Origin of the sequence: Pseudonocardia halophobica (assembly GCF_050948485.1) — a bacterium.
Taxonomy (GTDB): Bacteria; Actinomycetota; Actinomycetes; order Mycobacteriales; family Pseudonocardiaceae; genus Pseudonocardia; species Pseudonocardia halophobica.
Genome location: NZ_CP192046.1, coordinates 2,435,206 through 2,453,975, shown reverse-complemented (window position 1 = coordinate 2,453,975; position 18,770 = coordinate 2,435,206). Strand labels below are relative to the sequence as shown.

Below are 18,770 nucleotides of genomic sequence, written 5' to 3'. Positions count from 1 at the left end.
CTGAACCGGGGGCTCAGCCCTGCAGCTGGGCCCAGACCTCCTGGTCGCGCTCGGCGGTCCAGATGACCGGGCGCTCGATGCCGGACAGCTCGTCCCACAGCCGCGAGACGTCGAACGGCAGGCAGTGCTCGAAGATCGGCCAGTGGCCGTAGTCGTCCACCAGCGCGGCGTGCGCGGCCTCGAACGCCTCCTTGAGCGTGCCGCCGCGCTGCTGCACCCCGCCGACCTCGCGGATCATCACCTGCAGGAACCCGCGGGTCTGCTCGATCGCGGCGTCGACCTCGGTACGGCCGCGGCTGACCGCGCCCCGTCCCCCGACCAGCTGCTCCGCGCCGAGCGCCTTCACGGCGTCCAGGGTGGTGCCCGCCCAGTCCCGATGGAAGGCGTCACCGGTGTAGAGCGCGGCCTGGGCCTCGACGAGGTCGCCGGCGAAGAGGATCTTCTGCCGCGGCAGCCAGGCGGTGATGTCACCCTCGGTGTGCCCGCGCCCGTGGTACTGCAGCACCAGATCACCGCGGTCGCCACCGAGATCGACGGTCAGCCGGTCGGCGAAGGTCAGCGTCGGCCACGTCAGCCCCGGCACCGAGTCCGCCGCCTCGGCCAGCCGCGGCATCCGCGCGAACTCGGACTCCCAGTCCTGCTTGCCCCGCTCCGCGACCAGGTCCCGGGTGATCTCGTGGGAGACGATCGTCTCGGCATCGAACGCGCTCGCGCCCAGCACCCGGACCGCGTGGTAGTGCGAGAGCACCAGGTACCGGACCGGCTTGTCGGTGTGCTCGCGCAGCTTGGCCAGCCACTTCTCGGCGGCCACCGGCGTGGCGAGGGCCTCGAAGCAGACGAGGAAGTCCTCGCCCTCGACCGCCCCGATGTTCGGGTCGCCCTCGGCGGTGAGCGCGTAGACGCCGTCGGCGAGGACCTCGAGGGTCTGCTCCTTGGCGGCGGTGTCGGCGGAGGAGGCGAACGGCTTGGCCGCCCCGGAGGTGTGCGTCATCGACAGTCCCTTCCCGTCCTCGGGAGGTCGCGGGTCCCGATCGCCGCGGCGGCGATCAAATGTTTGACTATCTGGACCGTAGGGCGTCGACGCGAAGAACACCAGAACCCGTCAAGGCTTTGAACACTGATGGAGCAGTGGCCCGGCGCGGTGGTGACAGGGCGGACGGTGACCCCGCCATGCGGTGGACACACCAGCGCCGGGCCCCGCCCGCACCGTCTGGCCGGGCGCGTCAGCCCTTCAGCTCGGGGAACCGGTCGTCGCGCCACTCCGTGCCGCCGCCCGCGCCGGCCTCCTCGCGCGCCCGCAGCTCCACCCGGCGGATCTTGCCGGAGATCGTCTTGGGCAGGTCGAAGAACTCCAGCCGGCGCACCCGCAGGTAGGGGGCCAGGTTCTCGCGCGCGTGCCGCAGGATCTCCAGCGCGGTCTCCCGCGTCGGCTCCCAGCCCGGGGCGAGGGCGACGTAGGCCTTCGGCACGGCCAGGCGCACCGGGTCCGGCGCCGGGACCACCGCCGCCTCGGTCACCGCCGGGTGCTCGATGAGCACGCTCTCCAGCTCGAACGGCGAGACCTTGTAGTCGGAGGCCTTGAAGACGTCGTCGGTGCGGCCGACGTAGAACAGGTACCCGTCGTCGTCGCGGGTGGCGACGTCGCCGGTGTGGTAGTAGCCGCCCTCGGTCGCCTCGGCCTGCTTCTCCGGGTCGCCGAGATAGCCGGTCATCAGGGTGAGCGGCGCCCCGGCGACGTCCCCGGTGAGGTCCAGGCAGATCTCGCCCTCGACCTCGCTCGGCCGCCCGGTCAGCGGGTCGACCAGCACGACCGGCACGCCCGGCAGTGGCCGGCCCATCGAGCCCGGCTTCACCGCGGAGCCCGGGGTGTTGCCGACCGACGCCGTGGTCTCGGTCTGCCCGAACCCGTCGCGCAGGGTCAGCCCCCAGGCCCGCCGGACCTGCTCGATCACCTCGGGGTTGAGCGGCTCGCCCGCGGCGACCACCTCGCGCAGTGCCCCCGGCCCGCCGGACAGGTCGGCCTTGATCAGCATCCGCCACACCGTCGGCGGGGCGCAGAACGTGGTCACACCGTGCTCGCGGATCTTGCCGAGCAGCGCCGCGGCGTCGAACCGCGAGTAGTTGTGCACGAAGATCGAGGCCTCGGCGATCCACGGTGCGAAGAAGCAGCTCCACGCGTGCTTGGCCCACCCCGGCGAGCTGATGTTGAGGTGCGTGTCGCCGGGCCGGATGCCCAGCCAGTACAGCGTGGACAGGTGACCCACCGGATACGACTGCTGGGTGTGCTCCACGAGCTTGGGGCGGCTCGTCGTGCCGGAGGTGAAGTACAGGAGCAGCCGGTCGTCGGCGGCGGTGCCGGGGTGCGGGAGCGGGTCGTCGGCGGCGGTGGCCGCGTCGGCGTGCTCCAGCCAGCCCTCGACGGTCCCGCCCACGGCGATCCGGGTGAGGCCCTCGATCCCGGCGAACTTGGGGGCGTCGGCGGCACCGGCGATCACGTGCCGCGCGCCGCCGCGGGCGATCCGGTCCGGCAGGTCGGCGGCGCCGAGGGCGGTGGTCGTCGGCATGATCACCCCGCCGAGCTTCATCACGGCGAGCATCGACTCCCACAGCTCGACCTGGTTGCCGAGCATCAGCATCACGCTGTCGCCGCGGCGGACTCCCTGCTCGGCGAGCCAACGGGCCAGCCGGTTCGACCGGCGCCGCAGCCCGTCGAACGACCAGGACGCGACGCTCCCGTCCTCCTCCGCGATGGTCAGCGCGGGCCGGTCCACCCCGTCGGCGATCACGTCGAACCAGTCGTGCGCCCAGTTGAAGGGCGCGTCGAACACCGGCCACGCGAACGCGGCGACGGCCTTCTCGTGGTCCTCGCGCAGGTCCAGCAGCAGGTCGCGGGCGGCGCGGTAGCGGTCGTGGCTGGTCGTCATCGTGGCGTCGTCTCCCGGTCGGCGTCCGTACGGATCCGGTCCGGGGCCGTGGCCCCCGGCGGATCGGCGGCCGGAAGCGTGACCGGCGGCGGACCGGCGTCACTACCCCCGAACAGGGGTAGCGCGCGGGCCACCAGGACCGGACCCTCTTCCCGGGGCCGTCGACGGCGGCCCGGCGACGACGAGGAGGTCAGGTGGCCGACGACGACTCGCCGGTCGGCATCGTCGACCGGGTCGTCGGGCAGCGGCTGCGCCAGCTGCAGCGGACGACCGGGCTGCCCGTGGTGTTCGGCGGGGCGACGCGGCCGCGCCGCGACGGGCCCCGGCTGCGGATCGGGCACCTGCGCGGCACGCTCGGCGACTCGCTGCGCGACCTCGAGGTGGGCCGCGGGCGCGGGCTGGGCGGCTCGACGCTGCTGACCGGCACGGTCTGCCGGGTCGACGACTACGCCTCCACCCGCGCGATCACCCACGACTTCGACCACCACGTGGTCCGCGAGGAGCGGATGACCTCGGTGGTCGCGGTGCCCGTCGCGGTGGGCGGTGCGGTGGGCGCCGTGGTGTACGGGGCCGTCCGGGCGCCGCACCGCATCGGCGACGTCGTCCTGGACCGGGTGGCCGCGTTCGGGGCCGCGCTCGAGCGCGAGATCGCGGCGCTGCTCCCGCCGCCCGCCCGCCCCCGCAGGTCGCCGGAGGCCCGGGCACGGACGGCGCTGGCCGAGCTCGCCGACCTCGCGCGGACCGCGACCGATCCCGACCTGCGCCACCGGCTCGCCCGGATCGTCACCGAGCTCGGCGGGGCGGACCCGGCCGCGCCCCGGCCCGCGCTGGCCCCCCGCGAGCTCGACGTGCTCGGGCTCGTCGCCCTGGGCCGGACCAACGCCGAGGTCGCCGACGCGATGGGGCTGAGCCAGGAGACGGTGAAGGCCTACCTGCGCAGTGCGATGCGCCGGCTCGACGTCCGGAACCGGACGGCCGCGGTGCACGCCGCGCGGGAGCGGGGCCTGCTGTGACGGGGCGCCTGCCGGTGCAGTATCAGCCGTCCTGCCGCCAGCGGGCGGCGTAGCGCTCCTCCTGCTCGCGGCGCTCGTCGGCGTGGGCCTCGTCGCGGATCGCGGCGGCGCCGCCCTGCGGGTAGCCGGCCTTGACGGCACGGTGCTCGGCCGACTCGTACATGTACGCGAACGAGTAGAAGTAGCCGATGAGCAGGCCGCCGAGCACCGCCATCGCGCGGACCCAGGGCTCGCCGGGGATGAACACGTACAGCAGCACCGCGATCGGCAGCAGCTGCACGGTCGCGCGGGCGAAGTGCCGCCACCGCCAGCTCGGCGTGGTGACGTCGTGCAGCACCCACTCCTTGTGCCGCGCGGGCAACCCTGTGCCGTAGGCGTAGAGGAGCCATCGCAGCGGATTCGGCCGGACCGTCTCGGACATCATCCTCACCCCAACACTTTGTACACCAAGGATCGTACACTGGCGTCGTGACCGACTCCGGAGGACGTGACGAGGGTGACCTCGTGACCGTCGCAGAGACCGATCTGCTCAAGCTCGACCGGCAGGTCTGCTTCGCGCTGGCCGTGGCGGCGCGCAACGTGATCGCGCTGTACCGCCCGCTGCTCGAGCCGATGGGCCTCACGCACCCGCAGTACCTGGTCATGCTCGCGCTGTGGGAGCGCTCGCCCCGCTCGGTGACCGACCTCAGCACGGCCCTGGCGCTCGACCCGGGCACGTTGTCCCCGCTGCTCAAGCGCCTGGAGGCGGCCGGCTACGTGACGCGGAAGCGCGTGGAGGGCAACGAGCGCATGCTCGCGGTCGGTCTCACCCCGGAGGGCCGGGCACTGCGGGCGCGGGCCGAAAGGATCCCGCCGGCGATCATCGACCGGCTGGGGATGCCGATCTCCGACCTCGAGCAGCTGCACGCCGTGCTGACCGAGGTCATCGCCGCCAGCCGGACCGAGCCGGCGGGCGGCTGACAGGGCACACGGGGCGCGTCACGATTCCCTTTCGTCACGGTGCGAGTGGTTGACACCCGTCCGAGTGATTCGACACCATCCGTGTCCTCCGACACACCCGTGTAGTACGTCGGCCCCCACCACATCGTTCGACGAGGAGCGGTTCGATGGCTGAGTACACCCTGTCCAGGCGGCGCCTCCTCGGGCTCCTCGGCGCGGCGGCGGCCGCCCCCGCGCTCGCGGCGTGCGGCAGCAGCGTGGGCGGGGGCTCGTCCGGGAGCGGCGGCGGGCAGGGCGGCCCGGTCAAGATCGGCCTGGTCATCCCCCAGTCCGGGGTGTACGCGGCGCTCGGCACGGACATGCAGCGCGGCTGGGACCTCTGGCTGCAGCAGCACGGCAACCGGATCGGCGGCCGCGAGGTCACGACCGTGGTGGCGGACGAGGGCGAGAACCCGCAGAGCGGGGTGCCGGCCGTCCAGCGGGTGCTGCAGGCGGACCAGGTCGACATCGTCGTCGGAATCGTGAACTCCGCGACGGCGCTCGGCGCCGCCCCGCTGATGAGCGAGTCGAAGAAGGTCCTCGTCGTGGCCAACGCGGGCGCCGCGGACATCACCGGGAAGTCCCGCACGCCCTACGTCTGGCGGACCTCGTTCCAGAACGCCCAGGTCGCCGCGGCGGCGGGCCCGTACCTCGCGCAGCAGGACATCCCCGGCGGGGTATTCCTCATCGCGCCGGACTACGCGGCCGGCACCGAGGTCCGGGCCGGCTTCAAGGCCGCCTACGAGGCGGCGGGCGGCCGGATCGCCGGCGAGGCGGCGCCGCCCTTCGGCACCACCCAGGACTACCAGCCCTTCCTCTCCCAGATCCGGCAGTCCGGCGCGGGCGCGGTGTTCTGCTTCTTCGCCGGCGCCGAGGCGGTCCGGTTCGTGCAGCAGTACGCCCAGTTCGGGCTGAAGGACTCCGTGCCGCTCTACGGGTCGGGCTTCCTCACCGAGGGCGGGGTCCTCACCGCGCAGGCCGACGCCGCGGTGGGCGTGCGCACCTCGCTCTTCTACACCGACCGGCTGGAGAACCCGGCCAACCGCGCGTTCGTCGACGCCTACCGCGGGGTCTACCAGGCCACCCCCACCTGCTACTCGGTGTCCACGTGGGACGCGGCCGCGGTGCTGGACCGGGCCCTCGGTTCGGCGGCCGCCCTCGACGGCGACGCGGTGAGCGCCGCCCTCGGGCAGGTCGGCGCGATCGACGACAGCCCGCGCGGCTCATGGACCTTCGACGGCCAGAGCCCGCGCCAGACGATGTACCTGCGCACCGTCGAGGGCGTCCCGGGACAGCTCAGCAACGCGGTCACCGCCGATCTCGGGCAGAAGGCCCAGGTATGACGGGCTGGCTCGCCGCCAACCTGATCAGCGTCCTGAACGGGCTGGCCATCGGCGCCCTGCTGTTCGTGCTGGCCGTCGGGCTCTCGCTCGTCTTCGGGATGATGGACGTGCTGAACCTCGCGCACGGCGCCCTGTTCGTGACGGGTGCGTACGTGGCCGCGGCGCTCTCCGCCGGCGGGCCGTCGTGGGGCGCGTTCCTCGGCGCGCTCGGCCTCGCCGCGGTGATCGGGCTGCTCGCGGGCGGCATGCTGTCCGCGATGACCGAACCGCTGCGCCGCCGGTCGCACCTGGACCAGGCGCTGCTCACCCTGGGCGTGGCACTGATCGTCGCCGAGGTGCTGCAGATCGCCTTCGGCGACGACCCGCTCGCCGTGCCCGCGCCGCCCGGGCTCGACGGGTCGGTCTCGCTGGCCGGCGCCGCGTACCCGACGTACCGCCTGGTGATCATCGGCGTCGGCGCGGTCCTGGCCGTCGCCCTCCACGTCGTGGTCGAGCGGACGACGCTCGGGGCCCTGGTCCGCGCCACCGTGGCCGACCGCGACATGGTCGCCGCGATCGGCGTGGACAACCGGCGGGTGAAGGTCGCGGTGTTCGCCCTCGGATCGCTGCTGGCCACGGTGGCCGGCGTGCTCGGCGGCCCGGTGTACGGCGCGAGCGTCGGGCTGGACTCGACCGTGCTCATCCTCGCACTCGTCGTCGTGGTCATCGGCGGCCTCGGCTCCGTGCGCGGCGCTCTGGTCGGCGCGCTGGTGATCGGGCAGATCGAGTCGCTGGGCCGGGCGCTGCTGCCGGACCTCGCCTCGTTCGTGCTGTTCGGCGCGCTGGCACTGGTCCTGGTCCTGCGCCCGCAGGGCCTGTTCGGGAGCCGGGCGGGAGCGGCGGCGTGACCGAGCTGTCCTCGAGATCGGAGGCACCGGACGTGCCCGAGGTGCCCGGCAACGTCGTCGGCGGGACCGCGGCGCCCCGCCGGCCGGTCCGCCGCCCGTACGCGGCGGTGCCGGGGATCGTCGTCGTGCTGGTGCTCGCCGCGGCCCCACTGTTCCTGGCGCCCTTCGCCACCACCACGCTCACCCGGCTGCTCGTGTTCGGGCTGCTCGCGGTGAGCCTCGACCTGCTCGTGGGGGTGACCGGGCTGCCGTCGCTCGGGCACGCCGCCTACTTCGGCGCCGGCGCCTACGCCGCGGGCTGGGTCTCGATCCACCTCACCCCGGCCGTCCCGGTCCCGCTCCTGGTGGGGGCGGTGGTCGGCGGCCTGGCCGCGGCGGCGACCGGCTGGGTCGCCGTGCGCTCCGCCGGGGTGTTCTTCCTGATGCTCACCCTCGCGATCGGCGAGATCCTCGCCCAGGTCGCGCAGAGCTGGGACTCGGTGACGGGCGGCGCCAACGGCCTCGCCGGCATCCCTGCGGCCAGGCTCGGCGGCACGCCGCTGCTGAACGCCGGGTTCCTCTACTGGTACGTGCTGGTCGTCGGGCTGCTGATGTTCGCGGTGGTGTGGGTGCTCGCCCGCTCCCCCTTCGGCGCCGCGCTGCGCGGGATCCGGGACAACGAGCCGCGGATGCGCGCGATCGGCTACCCGACGACGGTCTACAAGTACGCCGCCTTCGTCGCCGCCGGCACCGTGGCCGGGGCCGCCGGGTCGCTGCTCGCCGCTCAGCAACGCCTCGTCACCCCCGCCGACCTCGGCTTCACCACCGCCGCGCTGGCCCTGCTCGCCGTGGTGATCGGCGGCGCGGGCTCGCTGTGGGGCCCGGTGGTCGGCGCGGCGCTCGTCGTCCTGGTGCGCGACGCCCTGGGCCCGAGCCTCGGCGGCCACGGCGAGCTGCTGCTCGGTGTGGTGTTCGTGCTGGTCGTCTACCTGCTGCCGCGGGGCGCCGCCGGGCTCGCCGGCATGCGCCCGGCCCGGCTGCGTCCCCGGCGGAGGAGGAACCCGTGAGCGCCCTGACCTGCCGCGGGGTGCGCCGCTCGTTCGGCGCCCTCCGGGCCGTCGACGACGTCGACCTCACCGTGGAGCCCGGCGCCCGGCACGCCCTGATCGGCCCCAACGGCGCCGGCAAGTCCACGCTGTTCCGGCTGCTCACCGGACGGATGCGGGCCGACGCCGGCACCGTCCACCTCGGCGATCGGGACGTCACCGGCCTGTCGGAGGTGCGCCGCTGCCGGCTCGGGATGAGCCAGACCCTGCAGCACGCGAGCCTGTTCGCCTCGCTGACGGCCGCCGAGACCGTCGCGCTCGCCGTGCGCCGGCACGGCCCCGCGGGCGGTGGCGCGCGGATCCTCCCGTGGCCGGGCCGACACCCGGCGGTCGACGAGCGCACGGACGAGCTGCTCGCGCAGGTCGGGCTCGGTGACCGGGCCGGGCTGCCCGTGCCCGCCCTCTCGCACGGCGAGCGCAAGCAGCTGGAGGTGGCGCTGGCGCTCGCCTGCGCCCCGGCCGTCCTGCTGCTCGACGAGCCCGCCGCGGGCATGTCCCCCGCGGAGAGCGCACGGCTGCTCGCCCTGCTGGCCGGGCTTCCGCGCGACGTGACGGTGCTGTTCGTGGAGCACGACCTGGACCTCGTGTTCGACCTCGCCGACCACGTCACCGTGCTGCACCTGGGCCGGGTGCTGCTGTCCGGCACGCCCGACGAGGTCCGGGCGAGCGACGCCGTCCGCGAGGCCTACCTCGGCACCGCCCGCCGCGAGGAGCTGTTCACGTCATGACCGGATCCTCGCTGCGGGTCGAGGCCCTGACCGCCGGCTACGACCGCAGCACCGTGCTCGGCGGGGTGGACCTGAGCATCGCGTCCGGCGGCGCGCTCGGCCTGCTCGGCCGCAACGGCGTCGGCAAGTCCACCCTGGTCATGACGCTGATGGGGCTGGTCACGCCCACGTCCGGCCGGGTCCTGCTCGACGGCCGGGACGTGGCCGGCCGGCGGCCGGACGTGATCGCCCGGGCGGGGGTCGCGCTCGTGCCGCAGGGGCGGCGGATCTGGGCGCCGCTCACGGTGGCCGAGCACCTGGCGCTGGCGGCCCGGGGGCACGGCCGGCGCTGGACCGTCGACGGCGTCCTCGACCTCCTCCCCCGGCTGCGCGAGCGCCTCGGGCAGCCCGCCGGGCGGCTCTCGGGCGGGGAGCAGCAGATGCTGGCCGTGGCCCGCGCGCTGCTCACCGATCCCCGGCTGATGCTGCTCGACGAGCCGTCCGACGGTCTCGCCCCGGCCATCGTCGACCAGATCGCCGACCTCCTCGGGACGCTCCGCCGGGAAGGGGTGGCGATCCTGCTGGTCGAGCAGGACCTCCACCTGGCCTTCGCGGTGTGCGACGAGATCGCGGTGATGGAGAAGGGCCGGATCGTGCACCGGGTGGCCACTCGGGAGTTCCGGGCCGACCGCGCCACCGCGCACCGGCTGCTCGGGGTGGCCTGACCCGCGTCAGAGCCAGCGCGGCAGCGGCGGCCGGGTCGGGTCGGCGACCCGGCCGGTCAGCTGGCCCACGAGCTCGGCCGCGGAGCCGGTCACGGTCGCCGGGGCCGGCACGCGTCCGCCGGTCCCAGCCGCCAGGTGCCGGTCCGGTCGGCGGGGGCCAGCAGTGTCTCGACCCCCGTGCGGGCCCAGCCGGCCAGCCGGGTCAGCGCCTCGGCGTTGCGGGCGACGTGCCCCCACGACGTGGGCCCGGGTCCAGCCCGGCAGCGCGCTCGAGGCCTGCAGCTCGTCGTCCGTCAGCGCCGCGACCTGGGTCTCCAGGAAGGCGATGCCCTCCCGCATCCAGGGCAGCGTGCGGTCGAGGTCGTGCCGGCTCATGCGGACGCCCCGGCGAGCCGGTCGGCGATGTCGGCCCGCAGCGCCTTCTTGTCGATCTTGCCGACCTTCGTCGACGCGAGCTCGTCGACCACCACCAGGTGCTCGGGCAGCTTGAACCGGGCGACGCCGATCCGCTCCATCGACGCCCGGATCTCCTCGAGCGTCACGGCCGCCCCGGGCCGCGGGACCACGTAGAGGCAGACCCGCTCCCCCAGCTCGCGGTCGGGCATCGCGACCGCCGCCACCTGCGCGACGGCCGGCAGCTGGTAGACGAGGTTCTCCACCTCCTCGGCGGAGATCTTCTCGCCGCCGCGGTTGATCATGTCCTTGTCCCGGCCCTCGACGACCAGGTTGCCCTCGGGCGTGCGCCGGCAGATGTCGCCGGAGCGGTACCAGCCGTCCGCGGTGAAGGCGCGCGCGTTCTGCTCGGCCGCCCTGTAGTAGCCGCGCGGGGTGTAGGGGCCGCGGGTGAGCAGCGAGCCGGGCTCGCCCTCGGGCACGTCCTGGTCGAGCTCGTCGACGAGCCGCACCTCGTCGTCCGGGCACATCGGCCGGCCCTGGGTGGTGCAGACGACCTCCTCGGGGTCGTCGAGCCGGGTGAAGTTGAGCAGCCCCTCGGCCATCCCGAACACCTGCTGCAGGGTGCAGCCGAGGACGGGCCGGACCTTCCGCGCCAGCTCGTCGGCGAGGCGGGCGCCACCGACCTGCAGCACGCGCAGGCTCGCCACAGGCCCGCAGCCGTGCTCATCGGCGTGGTCCAGCCACCTCCCGGCCACCGCCGGGACGACGGCGGTGTGCGTGACCCCCTCGGCCTCGACGGTCGCGAAGGCGCGGGCCGGCTCCGGCGACGGCAGCAGGACGACGCGCCCACCGGCCAGCAGCACGCCGAGGATGCCCGGGCAGGCCAGCGGGAAGTTGTGCCCCGCCGGCAGGCTCACCAGGTAGACGGTGTCGGGGTCGACGCCGGCCATCGCCGCGCTGGCGCGGGCGTTGTAGGCGTAGTCGTCGTGCGTGCGGGCGATTAGCTTCGGCAGGCCGGTGGTCCCGCCGGAGAGCAGGAAGACCGCGACGTCCCGGCTGCCCACCCGCAGCGCGTCGAGCCGCGCCCGGTCGGCGGCCGGGTCGCCGGCCGGCCCGCAGAGCGCCCGCAGGTCCACGCTGCCGGGCGCGACGTCGTCGCCGGCGACGAGCACGTGCCAGGGTCCCCCGGTCTCCGGCACCACCTCGTCGGCCAGCTCGTGCGCCAGCGCCTGGTGGTCGAAGTCGCGCATCCGGTCCGGCACCGCGATGGCGGTGGCCTCGACGTGCCGGGCGAGGTGGGCGAGCTCGGTGCGGCGGTGTGCGGGCAGCGCCATCACCGGTACGATCCCGGCGCGCAGGCAAGCCAGGGTGAGCACCACGAACTCCCACCCGTTGCCGAGCTGCACCACGATCCGGTCGCCCCGGGCCAGGCCAAGGTCGAGCAGCCGAGCCGCAGCGGCGTCGACGCGCTCGGCGAGCTCGCGGTGGGTCAGCCGCAGGCCCACGGCCGCGTCGACGAGCGCCGGGGCGTCCGGCCGGGCGTCGGCGACCTCGCGCAGCAGCGTGCCGAGCGGCACGCCGGCCCAGTAGCCCTTCGCGACGTGCTCCGCGGCGACGTCGGCGGGCCAGGGCACCGTGTGGTCACCGATCGGGCTGGGCATCGCTGGCCTCCTGGGGGATGACGACGGCGTCGAGCGCGACCAGACCGTCGGCGGTCAGGCGCAGGGGGTTGACCTCGATCTCGGCGAGGCCGGGATTGGCGACGAGCAGGTCGCCGAGGGCGGACGCGACCCGCCCGAGCGCGTCGGGGTCGAGGACGGGACCGCCGCGCCACCCGTCGAGCAGCGCATGCCCGGCCAGCTCGGCCGGCATCTCCGCCGCCTCGCCGGGCCCGAGCGGGGCGAGCCGGATCGCGACGTCGGCCAGGGCCTCGGCGGTCGTGCCGCCCAGCCCGAGCAGCACGATCGGGCCGAACACCGGGTCGCGGCGGGCGCCGAGCACGAGGTCCACCCCGGCGGGCGCCATCCGCTCGACGAGGTAGCGCCGCGCGCCGACCGCGTCGAGCCGGTCGAGGGCCTCGTCGAGCCCGGCCCCGTCGGCGATCCCGAGGTGCACGCCGCCGATCTCGGTCTTGTGCATCACGGCGGCGTCGAGGATCTTGACGGCCACCGGGCCGCCGAGCGCCGTGAGAGCAGTGAGGGCGGCGTGCGCCTCGGCCCGGCTCGCGCAGGCCCGCCGGGGCGCGGTCGGGACCCCGAGCCGGTCGAGCAGGCCCTTGGCCGCGTGCTCGTCGTGCGGGCCCTCGGCGCCGGTGGGGACCTGCCGCGGGACGACGGGGTCGGCCCGGCGGGCGCGCACGCGGGCGTCGGCGAGCAGGGCACCGACGCCGGCCGCGACGCCCCGCGGATCGGCGGCGACGGCGATGCCGGCGTCGAGCAGGGCGCGGCGGGCCCGCACCACCTCGTCGCCGGTCCCGCCGAGCCCGAGGACCACCGGCACGCCGTCGACCCGGCCCTCGCTGGCGGCGGCGACGAGGTCGACGGCGTCGGGCTCGTGCAGCGCGTACCCCGCGACCACGTCGACCTCCGGGTCCCCGGCCACGGCCCGGAACACCCGGTTCAGCTCGGGGCCGGGGCGGCCGGTGTCGACCGGGTTGAGCTGGAAGGTCAGCGGCGGCAGCAGCCCGGCGAGCGTCTCCTGGGTGGCCGCCGCCAGCTCGGGCACCCGGGCACCCCGACCGCTGAGGTCGTCGAGCAGCAGCAGACCCGGTCCGGCCTGGGCGGTCACGACGCCGACGCCGGCCGCGCGGGCAGGCCGCGCCCGGGTCACCGACAGCGCCCCGACGGCGTCGACGAGCTCGCGCTCGTCGCCGACCAGGACCGCGCCGGCCTGGGCGAGGGCCGCGCGCGTGGTGCGCCACGAGGTCGCGAGGGCGCCGGTGTGGGAGGCGGCGAAGGCGCCGACGTCGTGCCGGCCGACGACGAGCGCCACCACCGGCCGCCGGGCGGCGAGCCGCCGCACGGCCGCGACCAGCCGGGGCCCGTCGGCCACCGACTCGACGTGCAGGGCGACGGCACCGGTGTCCGGGTCGTCGGCGAGGTGGTCGAGCACGTCGGGCGCCGAGACGTCGACGCCGTTGCCGAGCCCCACGGCGAGGCTGACCCCGTGCCCGGCCTCGGTGAGCAGGAAGGCCAGGGCGTGGTTGACCCCGCCGCTGGCCGCGACGACGGCGACCCGGCCGGGCCGGACCTGCGCGACGCCGGGCACGAAGCTCGCGGTCACCCCGGCGTGCGGGGCGAGGAACCCGCTGGTGTTGGGGCCGAGCAGGCGGATCCCGGTCTCGGCGACCACGGCCGCGAGCTTCTCCTGGTACCCGACGCCCGGGCCGCCGGCCTCGGCGAACCCGCCTCCGCACACGACGGCCGCACCCGCGCCCGCCGCGGCGGCCTCGGCGAGCACCTCGGGGCAGGCCGGCGCGGGCACGCAGATCATGGCGAGGTCGACGGGCCCGGCCCCGGCCGCGGCGCGCACCGAGGGGTGCATGGTCGCGTCGCGGCCGTTGACCAGGGCGAGGTGACCGCCGCGCGCGGCGAACCCGCCCAGCGAGCGGGCCAGGGCCGCGCCGAGCTTGCCCGGGCTGCGGGAAGCGCCGACGACGGCGATCCCACGCGGGGCGAAGAGCGCCCCCAGGTCGGCCGAACCCGTGGTGTCGCGACGGGGCACGGTGCTGGTCACGCCGGCACCCCCACGAGGTCGGCGCGGCCGGAGAGCACGGTGGTGAGCGCGCGGTCCCGCGCCCGCCCGTCGTCGTCGGCGTCGCCGGCAGCGGGCTCGACGAGCAGCGCCGGGAGCCCGCTCTGCAGGCGGGCCTGCTCGCAGGTCAACGTGCGGGTCAGCGCGGTACCGCCGTGCACGGCCACGAGGACCGGCGGGGTGTCGAGGCGCGCGAGCGCGGTGAGCCGCGCGAACACGTCCGGCAGGCCGGCCTCGGTCTCCGGGGCGGCGACGAGCGCGCCCCACGGCCCGGAGTCCGCGTGCTCCGCGAGCGGCAGGGTGCCCTCGACCGTGTCCGGCCGACCCTCGTCGGTGGAGACCCGGACCAGCCGGCCCGGCGTGGACCAGCCCCCGCACGCGAACGGCGTGTCGAGGGGCTCCGCGCCGTGCGCGCCGACCCAGCCGCGGTGGCTGGCGGCGACGAACTCCGGGTCCCGCCTCGCCAGCCGCCCGTCGGTGATGCTGCGGGAGAGGAAGTGGTACGCGAACTGCCACGGCTCGAAGGCGTCGTGGTACTCGCCGAAGTGCTCCCACCAGGCCAGGCTCGGCCGCGCCGAGTCCTGGATCTTCCGCACCGACGGCTGGGCGGCCTCCTCGTACGCCACGAGCGCCGCCGGGAGGTCGTCCGGGTGCGCGGCGAGCGCCGCGGACAGCGCGACCGCGTCCTCCATCGCCATCTTCGTGCCCGAGCCCACCGAGAAGTGGGCGGTGTGCACGGCGTCGCCGAGGAGGGCCACGGGGCGCGGCCGCAGCGCGTGCCACCGGCTGGTCCGGCGGGTGCGGAAGTTGCCCCAGCGGGAGTTGTTGACCAGCAGCCGCTTCCCGTCGATCTGGTCGGCGAACAGCTTCTCCAGGTACTCCTTGGAGATCGGGTCGCTCTCACCCGGCGGCCGGGTCACGTCGAACTCGTCGAGCCCGGCCCGCCGCCAGGACGCGTCGTCCGTCTCCACGATGAAGGTCGACATCTCGTCGGAGATCGGGTAGCCGTGCACGGCGAACACGCCGTCGGGGCTGCGCTCGTGCACGAAGGTCAGCCCGTCGAACAGGTAGTCCGTGCCGAACCAGATGAACTTCGCCGTCGCGGTCTCGACCTCCACGCCGAGGTCGGCGTCGAGCTGCTCGCGGATCCTCGAGCCGGTCCCGTCCGCGGCCACGACCAGGTCGTAGCCGGCGAGCTCGTCGAGGGTGACCTCCGTGGAGAACCGCAGGTCGGCGCCGACGTCCCGGGCGCGGGCCTGCATCAGCGCCAGCAGCGTCCTGCGCACCACGGCGGCCATGCCGTTGCCGCCGCAGCGGATCCGCTCGCCCTTGAGCCGGACCTCGATCTCGTCCCAGTGCCGGCCGTGCTCGGTCAGCGCCTGCCGCAGCACCGGGTCGGCCTCGTGGATCCCGGCCAGCGTGCGGTCGGAGAACACCACGCCGAAGCCGAACGTGTCGTCGGCCCGGTTCCGCTCGAACACCGTGACCTCGATCGACGGGTCCGCCCGCCGGATCAGGGTGGCGAAGAACAGCCCGCCCGGGCCGCCCCCCGCGACGGCGATCCGCATCAGTGTCCCTTCACCATCGTGTTGCGCTGCTCCCCCAGCCCCTCGACGCGCGTGACGAGCGTCGAGCCCTCGGCCAGGTAGTGCGGGGGCGTGCGGGCGTGCCCGACCCCGCCCGGTGTGCCGGTGGCGATGATGTCGCCCGGCACCAGCGTGATCACCTGCGAGACGTAGGCGACCAGGTCGGCCGGGGAGAACACGAGGTCCGCGGTGTCGGCCTTCTGGACCACGTCGCCGTCGACCTCGCAGGAGATCTCCCCCGGAGCGCCCTCGTCCACCACCAGCCACGGGCCCACCGGGGTGCTGCGTTCGAAGGTCTTGCCCTGCAACCACTCCACGGAGCGGTACTGGAAGTCCCGGGCGGTCACGTCGTTGACCACCGTGTACCCGGCGATCGCCGCGGCCGCCTGCTCCGCGTCGGCGTGCCGGACCTCGGCGCCGATCACCACGCCGAGCTCGGCCTCCCAGTCCACCTGCTCCGACCCCGCCGGCAGCTCGACCGGGTCGTACGCGCCGACCAGCGCCCGGGCGAACTTCGCGAACAGCGTCGGGTACTCCGGCAGCCCGCGGCCCATCTCCAGGATGTGCGTGCGGTAGTTCAGCCCGACGCAGACGACCTTCTCCGGGCGCGGGACCAGGGTCGCGTAGTCCAGCCCGGCGAGGTCGTGCCGCGGGCCGTCCGCGGCCGCCGCCGCGGCCCGCCAGTCCGGGCGGGCCAGGAACTCGCCCAGGTCCGCGGCCCCCAGCTCGACGGCGGCGTCGGGGTCGACGCGGACGGCGGCGGTGCCGGTGGTGGTACGGATGGTCGCGAGCTTCACGAACGGTCCTCTCGTGCGGTGCGGGCGAGACCGAGGGCCTCGAGGACGGGGTCGTCGGAGTAGCGGAAGGCGTCGAGCCCCGAGGCGGTGTCGAACGCGAGCCCGGCCCAGGAGGGCACGCAGAACAGGTCGCCGCGGCCGATCTCGTAGCGCTCGTCGCCGACGGTCACCACGCCCGAGCCCTCGAAGACCTGCCAGACCGAGGACCCCGCGGTCCGGGTCAGCGCGGTGGAGGTGCCGGCGCGCAGCCGGTGCATCTCGCAGCGCATGGTGGACAGGCAGTCCCCGGCCGTCGCGGGGTTGGTGAAGCGGACGACGGCGTGCCCGGGCTCGACGACGCCGGGGTGCCCCTCGCGCTCCAGCTCCAGCTGCGCGGTGAGCGCGGCGTCGGTGTGCTGCCAGCGGTAGGCCATGAGCGGGGACGCCTTCGGAGCGGGTGCACCGACGGGCGTGAGCCCGGGGTGGCCCCACAGCCGCTCGTTGCGCGAGACCTCCGGGGTCTCCTTCGTGGCCAGCACGTCCGGGCCGAACTCGAAGAACCCGGCGTCGAGGGTGCGGACCAGCGGGATGTCCAGGCCGTCGATCCAGGCCATCGGGTGGTCGGTGGTGTTGTGGTGCTCGTGGAAGTGCATGCCCGGGGTGAGCAGCAGGTCCCCGCGCCGCATCGCGACCGGGTCGCCCTCGACGTTGGTCCACACCCCCTCGCCCTCCACCACGAACCGGAACGCGGTCTGGGTGTGGCGGTGCGCGGGCGCCTCCTCGCGCGGGCCGAGGTACTGGATCGCCGCCCAGAGCGTGGGGGTGGCGTACGGGGTGCCCGGCAGGCCGGGGTTGGCCAGCGCGATCGCGCGGCGCTCCCCGCCCCGGCCGACGGGCACCAGCTCGCCGGCCTTCTCGGCCAGCGGGAGCAGGGTGGACCAGCGCCACAGGAACGGCACCGAGTCCGGCCGCGGGCTGGTGGGCATCAGGCCGCCGATCTGCGTCCACAGCGGCGTCATGTGCGCGGCGGCGAAGGCCGCGTACAGCTCGTCGAGCTGCTCCTGCTCCTGCGGGGTGATCTCCGGTGCGGTGGTCATGCCGTCGTCTCCTCCTTCGTCGTGCCCGCGGTCTCCGCTGTGCCCGTGGTCGTCGTGCCCGTGGTCGTCGTGCCCGTGGTCGTCGTGCCCGTGACGTGTCCGGACGGGACCGCGGCCGGCCCGTCCCCCCGCCGCCGCGGGACCAGAGCGATGAGCAACGCACCCGCGAGCGCGGGCACCGCGAACCCGTAGAAGTTCCACTCGAAACCGATGCCCGAGGCCAGCACCCACCCGCCGAACAGCGGCCCGACGATCGCGCCGGCCCGGCCGACCCCGAGCGCCCAGCCGAGCGCGGTGGCCCGCACCGCGGCCGGGTGGTGCACGGCCACGTAGCCGTTGACCAGGATCTGCGTGCCCACGCTGCCGAGCCCGGCCACGGTGACCGCCACGAGCAGCAGCCCGGTGTCGACGCGCTGGCTCAGCACCACCAGGCAGGCCGTGGCCAGCAGGAACGCGGCCACGGTGACCGGCTTCGGACCGAACCGGTCCGCGAGCAGCGAGGCGACGACGGCGCCCACCACGGCCCCGACGTTGAGCACGAGCAGGAAGGTCAGCGCCGACCCGAGCGGGTAGCCGGCCTGGCGCATGATCTGCGGGAGCCAGGTGTTCAGCCCGTAGACCAGCAGCAGGCCGCAGAAGCTGGCCGCGCCGAACAGCAGCGTGGCGGCGAGGGCGCCCCGGCGGAACAGGGCCTTCGGCCCGGCCGTGTCCGCGGCCGCCGCCCGCTCCTCGCGCAGCGCCGGCAGGTCCACTCCGTACCGGGCCGCGAGGGCCGCCGCCTCGTCGTCGCGGCCCTTGGCGAGCAGGTAGCCCACGGACTCGGGCAGGAACCGCCAGGCCAGCGGCAGCACGACGACGAGCGGTGCGGCGCCGATGGCCAGCAGCGGGCGCCAGCCGTGGTCGGCGGCCAGCAGCAGCGCGAGGACCGCCGCGAGCACGCCGCCCACCGAGTAGCCGGCGAACATCAGGGCGTTGTAGAGCTGCCGGCGGCCGCGCGGGGCGTACTCGACGGTCAGCGCGATCGCAGACGGGATGACGCCGCCGAGCCCCAGCCCGGCGAGGAAGCGCAGCAGCCCCAGCGCGCCGGGGCTCGGGGCGAAGGCGCAGGCCACCATCAGCACCGAGAACCAGGTGATGCCGACCAGCATGATCCGGCGGCGCCCGATCGCGTCCGTGACCGCGCCGGCGCCGAGCGCGCCGATCAGCATGCCGGCCAGGGCGTAGCTGCCGATGGCGCCGGCCTGCGCCGGTCCCAGGTCCCAGCCCGGCTCGGCCAGCAGGCTGGGCACGGCCGAGCCGTAGACGATCAGGTCGTAGCCGTCGAAGACGATCGTCAGGAAGCACAGGGCGACCACGACGAGTCCGGACCGGGGGGTGGTCGGTCCTGTCGTCCGTGACACGGGCACCACGCTCCTCGTCGGTGAACGCACACCGCCGCCGTGGCGGGTGCGGACCTCACGTTACAACGTGACGCCGACGACCGTCCAGATCCTGTAACTA

17 protein-coding genes are annotated in these 18,770 nt (G+C 75.1%); 7 read left to right on the top strand and 10 right to left on the bottom strand.

Annotation, left to right across the window (positions count from 1 at the left end):
* Nucleotides 1-13: 13 nt before the first annotated feature.
* Together ACQP04_RS11800 and ACQP04_RS11795 are read right to left on the bottom strand one after the other, a co-directional pair.
* Nucleotides 14-991 carry an MBL fold metallo-hydrolase gene (locus ACQP04_RS11800; protein WP_433507091.1) on the bottom strand — a complete coding sequence of 326 codons (978 nt, stop codon included), beginning with the start codon at nt 989-991 and terminating at the stop codon, nt 14-16.
* A 232-nt stretch (nt 992-1,223) separates the two neighbouring features.
* Nucleotides 1,224-2,924 (bottom strand): AMP-binding protein, encoded by a 1,701-nt coding sequence (locus tag ACQP04_RS11795; RefSeq protein WP_433507090.1) that lies wholly within the window; start codon nt 2,922-2,924, stop codon nt 1,224-1,226.
* A gap of 194 nt (nt 2,925-3,118) precedes the next feature.
* Here ACQP04_RS11795 and ACQP04_RS11790 point away from each other — a divergent pair, with 194 nt between their 5' ends.
* Nucleotides 3,119-3,937, top strand: coding sequence for a response regulator transcription factor (locus ACQP04_RS11790; RefSeq protein ID WP_433507089.1), 819 nt, complete (start codon nt 3,119-3,121; stop codon nt 3,935-3,937).
* Between the two features lie 22 nt (nt 3,938-3,959).
* Here the strand turns inward: ACQP04_RS11790 and ACQP04_RS11785 are convergent, their stop codons facing one another.
* Nucleotides 3,960-4,358 carry a DUF5313 family protein gene (locus ACQP04_RS11785; RefSeq protein WP_433507088.1) on the bottom strand — a complete coding sequence of 133 codons (399 nt, stop codon included), beginning with the start codon at nt 4,356-4,358 and terminating at the stop codon, nt 3,960-3,962.
* 47 nt (nt 4,359-4,405) lie between these two features.
* Between ACQP04_RS11785 and ACQP04_RS11780 the strand changes: the two genes are divergently transcribed.
* The 6 genes from ACQP04_RS11780 to ACQP04_RS11755 all read left to right on the top strand — a co-directional run bounded on the left by ACQP04_RS11780 (nt 4,406) and on the right by ACQP04_RS11755 (nt 9,662).
* On the top strand, nt 4,406-4,897 hold the full coding sequence (locus ACQP04_RS11780) for a MarR family winged helix-turn-helix transcriptional regulator (protein ID WP_433507087.1): 492 nt from the start codon (nt 4,406-4,408) through the stop codon (nt 4,895-4,897).
* 146 nt (nt 4,898-5,043) lie between these two features.
* The gene (locus ACQP04_RS11775; RefSeq protein ID WP_433507086.1) at nt 5,044-6,258 is read left to right on the top strand and encodes an ABC transporter substrate-binding protein; all 1,215 of its coding nucleotides are present in this window, start codon (nt 5,044-5,046) and stop codon (nt 6,256-6,258) included.
* Nucleotides 6,255-7,145: a branched-chain amino acid ABC transporter permease gene (locus ACQP04_RS11770; protein ID WP_433507085.1), complete on the top strand. Its 891-nt coding sequence runs from the start codon at nt 6,255-6,257 to the stop codon at nt 7,143-7,145. The genes ACQP04_RS11775 and ACQP04_RS11770 overlap by 4 nt, the downstream gene beginning before the upstream one ends.
* On the top strand, nt 7,142-8,191 hold the full coding sequence (locus tag ACQP04_RS11765; protein ID WP_433507084.1) for a branched-chain amino acid ABC transporter permease: 1,050 nt from the start codon (nt 7,142-7,144) through the stop codon (nt 8,189-8,191). The genes ACQP04_RS11770 and ACQP04_RS11765 overlap by 4 nt, the downstream gene beginning before the upstream one ends.
* Nucleotides 8,188-8,958 (top strand): ABC transporter ATP-binding protein, encoded by a 771-nt coding sequence (locus tag ACQP04_RS11760; protein ID WP_433507083.1) that lies wholly within the window; start codon nt 8,188-8,190, stop codon nt 8,956-8,958. The genes ACQP04_RS11765 and ACQP04_RS11760 overlap by 4 nt, the downstream gene beginning before the upstream one ends.
* Nucleotides 8,955-9,662 (top strand): ABC transporter ATP-binding protein, encoded by a 708-nt coding sequence (locus tag ACQP04_RS11755; RefSeq protein WP_433507082.1) that lies wholly within the window; start codon nt 8,955-8,957, stop codon nt 9,660-9,662. Before ACQP04_RS11760 ends, ACQP04_RS11755 begins: the two co-directional genes overlap by 4 nt.
* A 6-nt stretch (nt 9,663-9,668) precedes the next feature.
* Here the strand turns inward: ACQP04_RS11755 and ACQP04_RS11750 are convergent, their stop codons facing one another.
* The 7 genes from ACQP04_RS11750 to ACQP04_RS11720 are packed head-to-tail and all read right to left on the bottom strand — an operon-like array spanning nt 9,669 to nt 18,670.
* Complete coding sequence (locus tag ACQP04_RS11750) at nt 9,669-10,037, bottom strand: maleylpyruvate isomerase N-terminal domain-containing protein (protein WP_433507081.1); 369 nt, start codon at nt 10,035-10,037, stop codon at nt 9,669-9,671.
* Nucleotides 10,034-11,719, bottom strand: a complete 1,686-nt coding sequence (locus ACQP04_RS11745; protein WP_433507080.1) for a (2,3-dihydroxybenzoyl)adenylate synthase — start codon at nt 11,717-11,719, stop codon at nt 10,034-10,036. Before ACQP04_RS11745 ends, ACQP04_RS11750 begins: the two co-directional genes overlap by 4 nt.
* Nucleotides 11,700-13,793, bottom strand: coding sequence for an acetate--CoA ligase family protein (locus tag ACQP04_RS11740; protein ID WP_433507079.1), 2,094 nt, complete (start codon nt 13,791-13,793; stop codon nt 11,700-11,702). The genes ACQP04_RS11745 and ACQP04_RS11740 overlap by 20 nt, the downstream gene beginning before the upstream one ends.
* A complete protein-coding gene (locus ACQP04_RS11735) occupies nt 13,790-15,379 on the bottom strand; it encodes an FAD-dependent monooxygenase (protein ID WP_433507078.1) in 1,590 nt (529 codons plus the stop codon). Before ACQP04_RS11735 ends, ACQP04_RS11740 begins: the two co-directional genes overlap by 4 nt.
* On the bottom strand, nt 15,379-16,194 hold the full coding sequence (locus ACQP04_RS11730) for a fumarylacetoacetate hydrolase family protein (protein ID WP_433507077.1): 816 nt from the start codon (nt 16,192-16,194) through the stop codon (nt 15,379-15,381). The genes ACQP04_RS11735 and ACQP04_RS11730 overlap by 1 nt, the downstream gene beginning before the upstream one ends.
* Nucleotides 16,191-17,270: a cupin domain-containing protein gene (locus ACQP04_RS11725; protein ID WP_433507076.1), complete on the bottom strand. Its 1,080-nt coding sequence runs from the start codon at nt 17,268-17,270 to the stop codon at nt 16,191-16,193. The genes ACQP04_RS11730 and ACQP04_RS11725 overlap by 4 nt, the downstream gene beginning before the upstream one ends.
* Nucleotides 17,267-18,670, bottom strand: a complete 1,404-nt coding sequence (locus tag ACQP04_RS11720; protein WP_433507075.1) for an MFS transporter — start codon at nt 18,668-18,670, stop codon at nt 17,267-17,269. Before ACQP04_RS11720 ends, ACQP04_RS11725 begins: the two co-directional genes overlap by 4 nt.
* Nucleotides 18,671-18,770 lie beyond the last annotated feature (100 nt).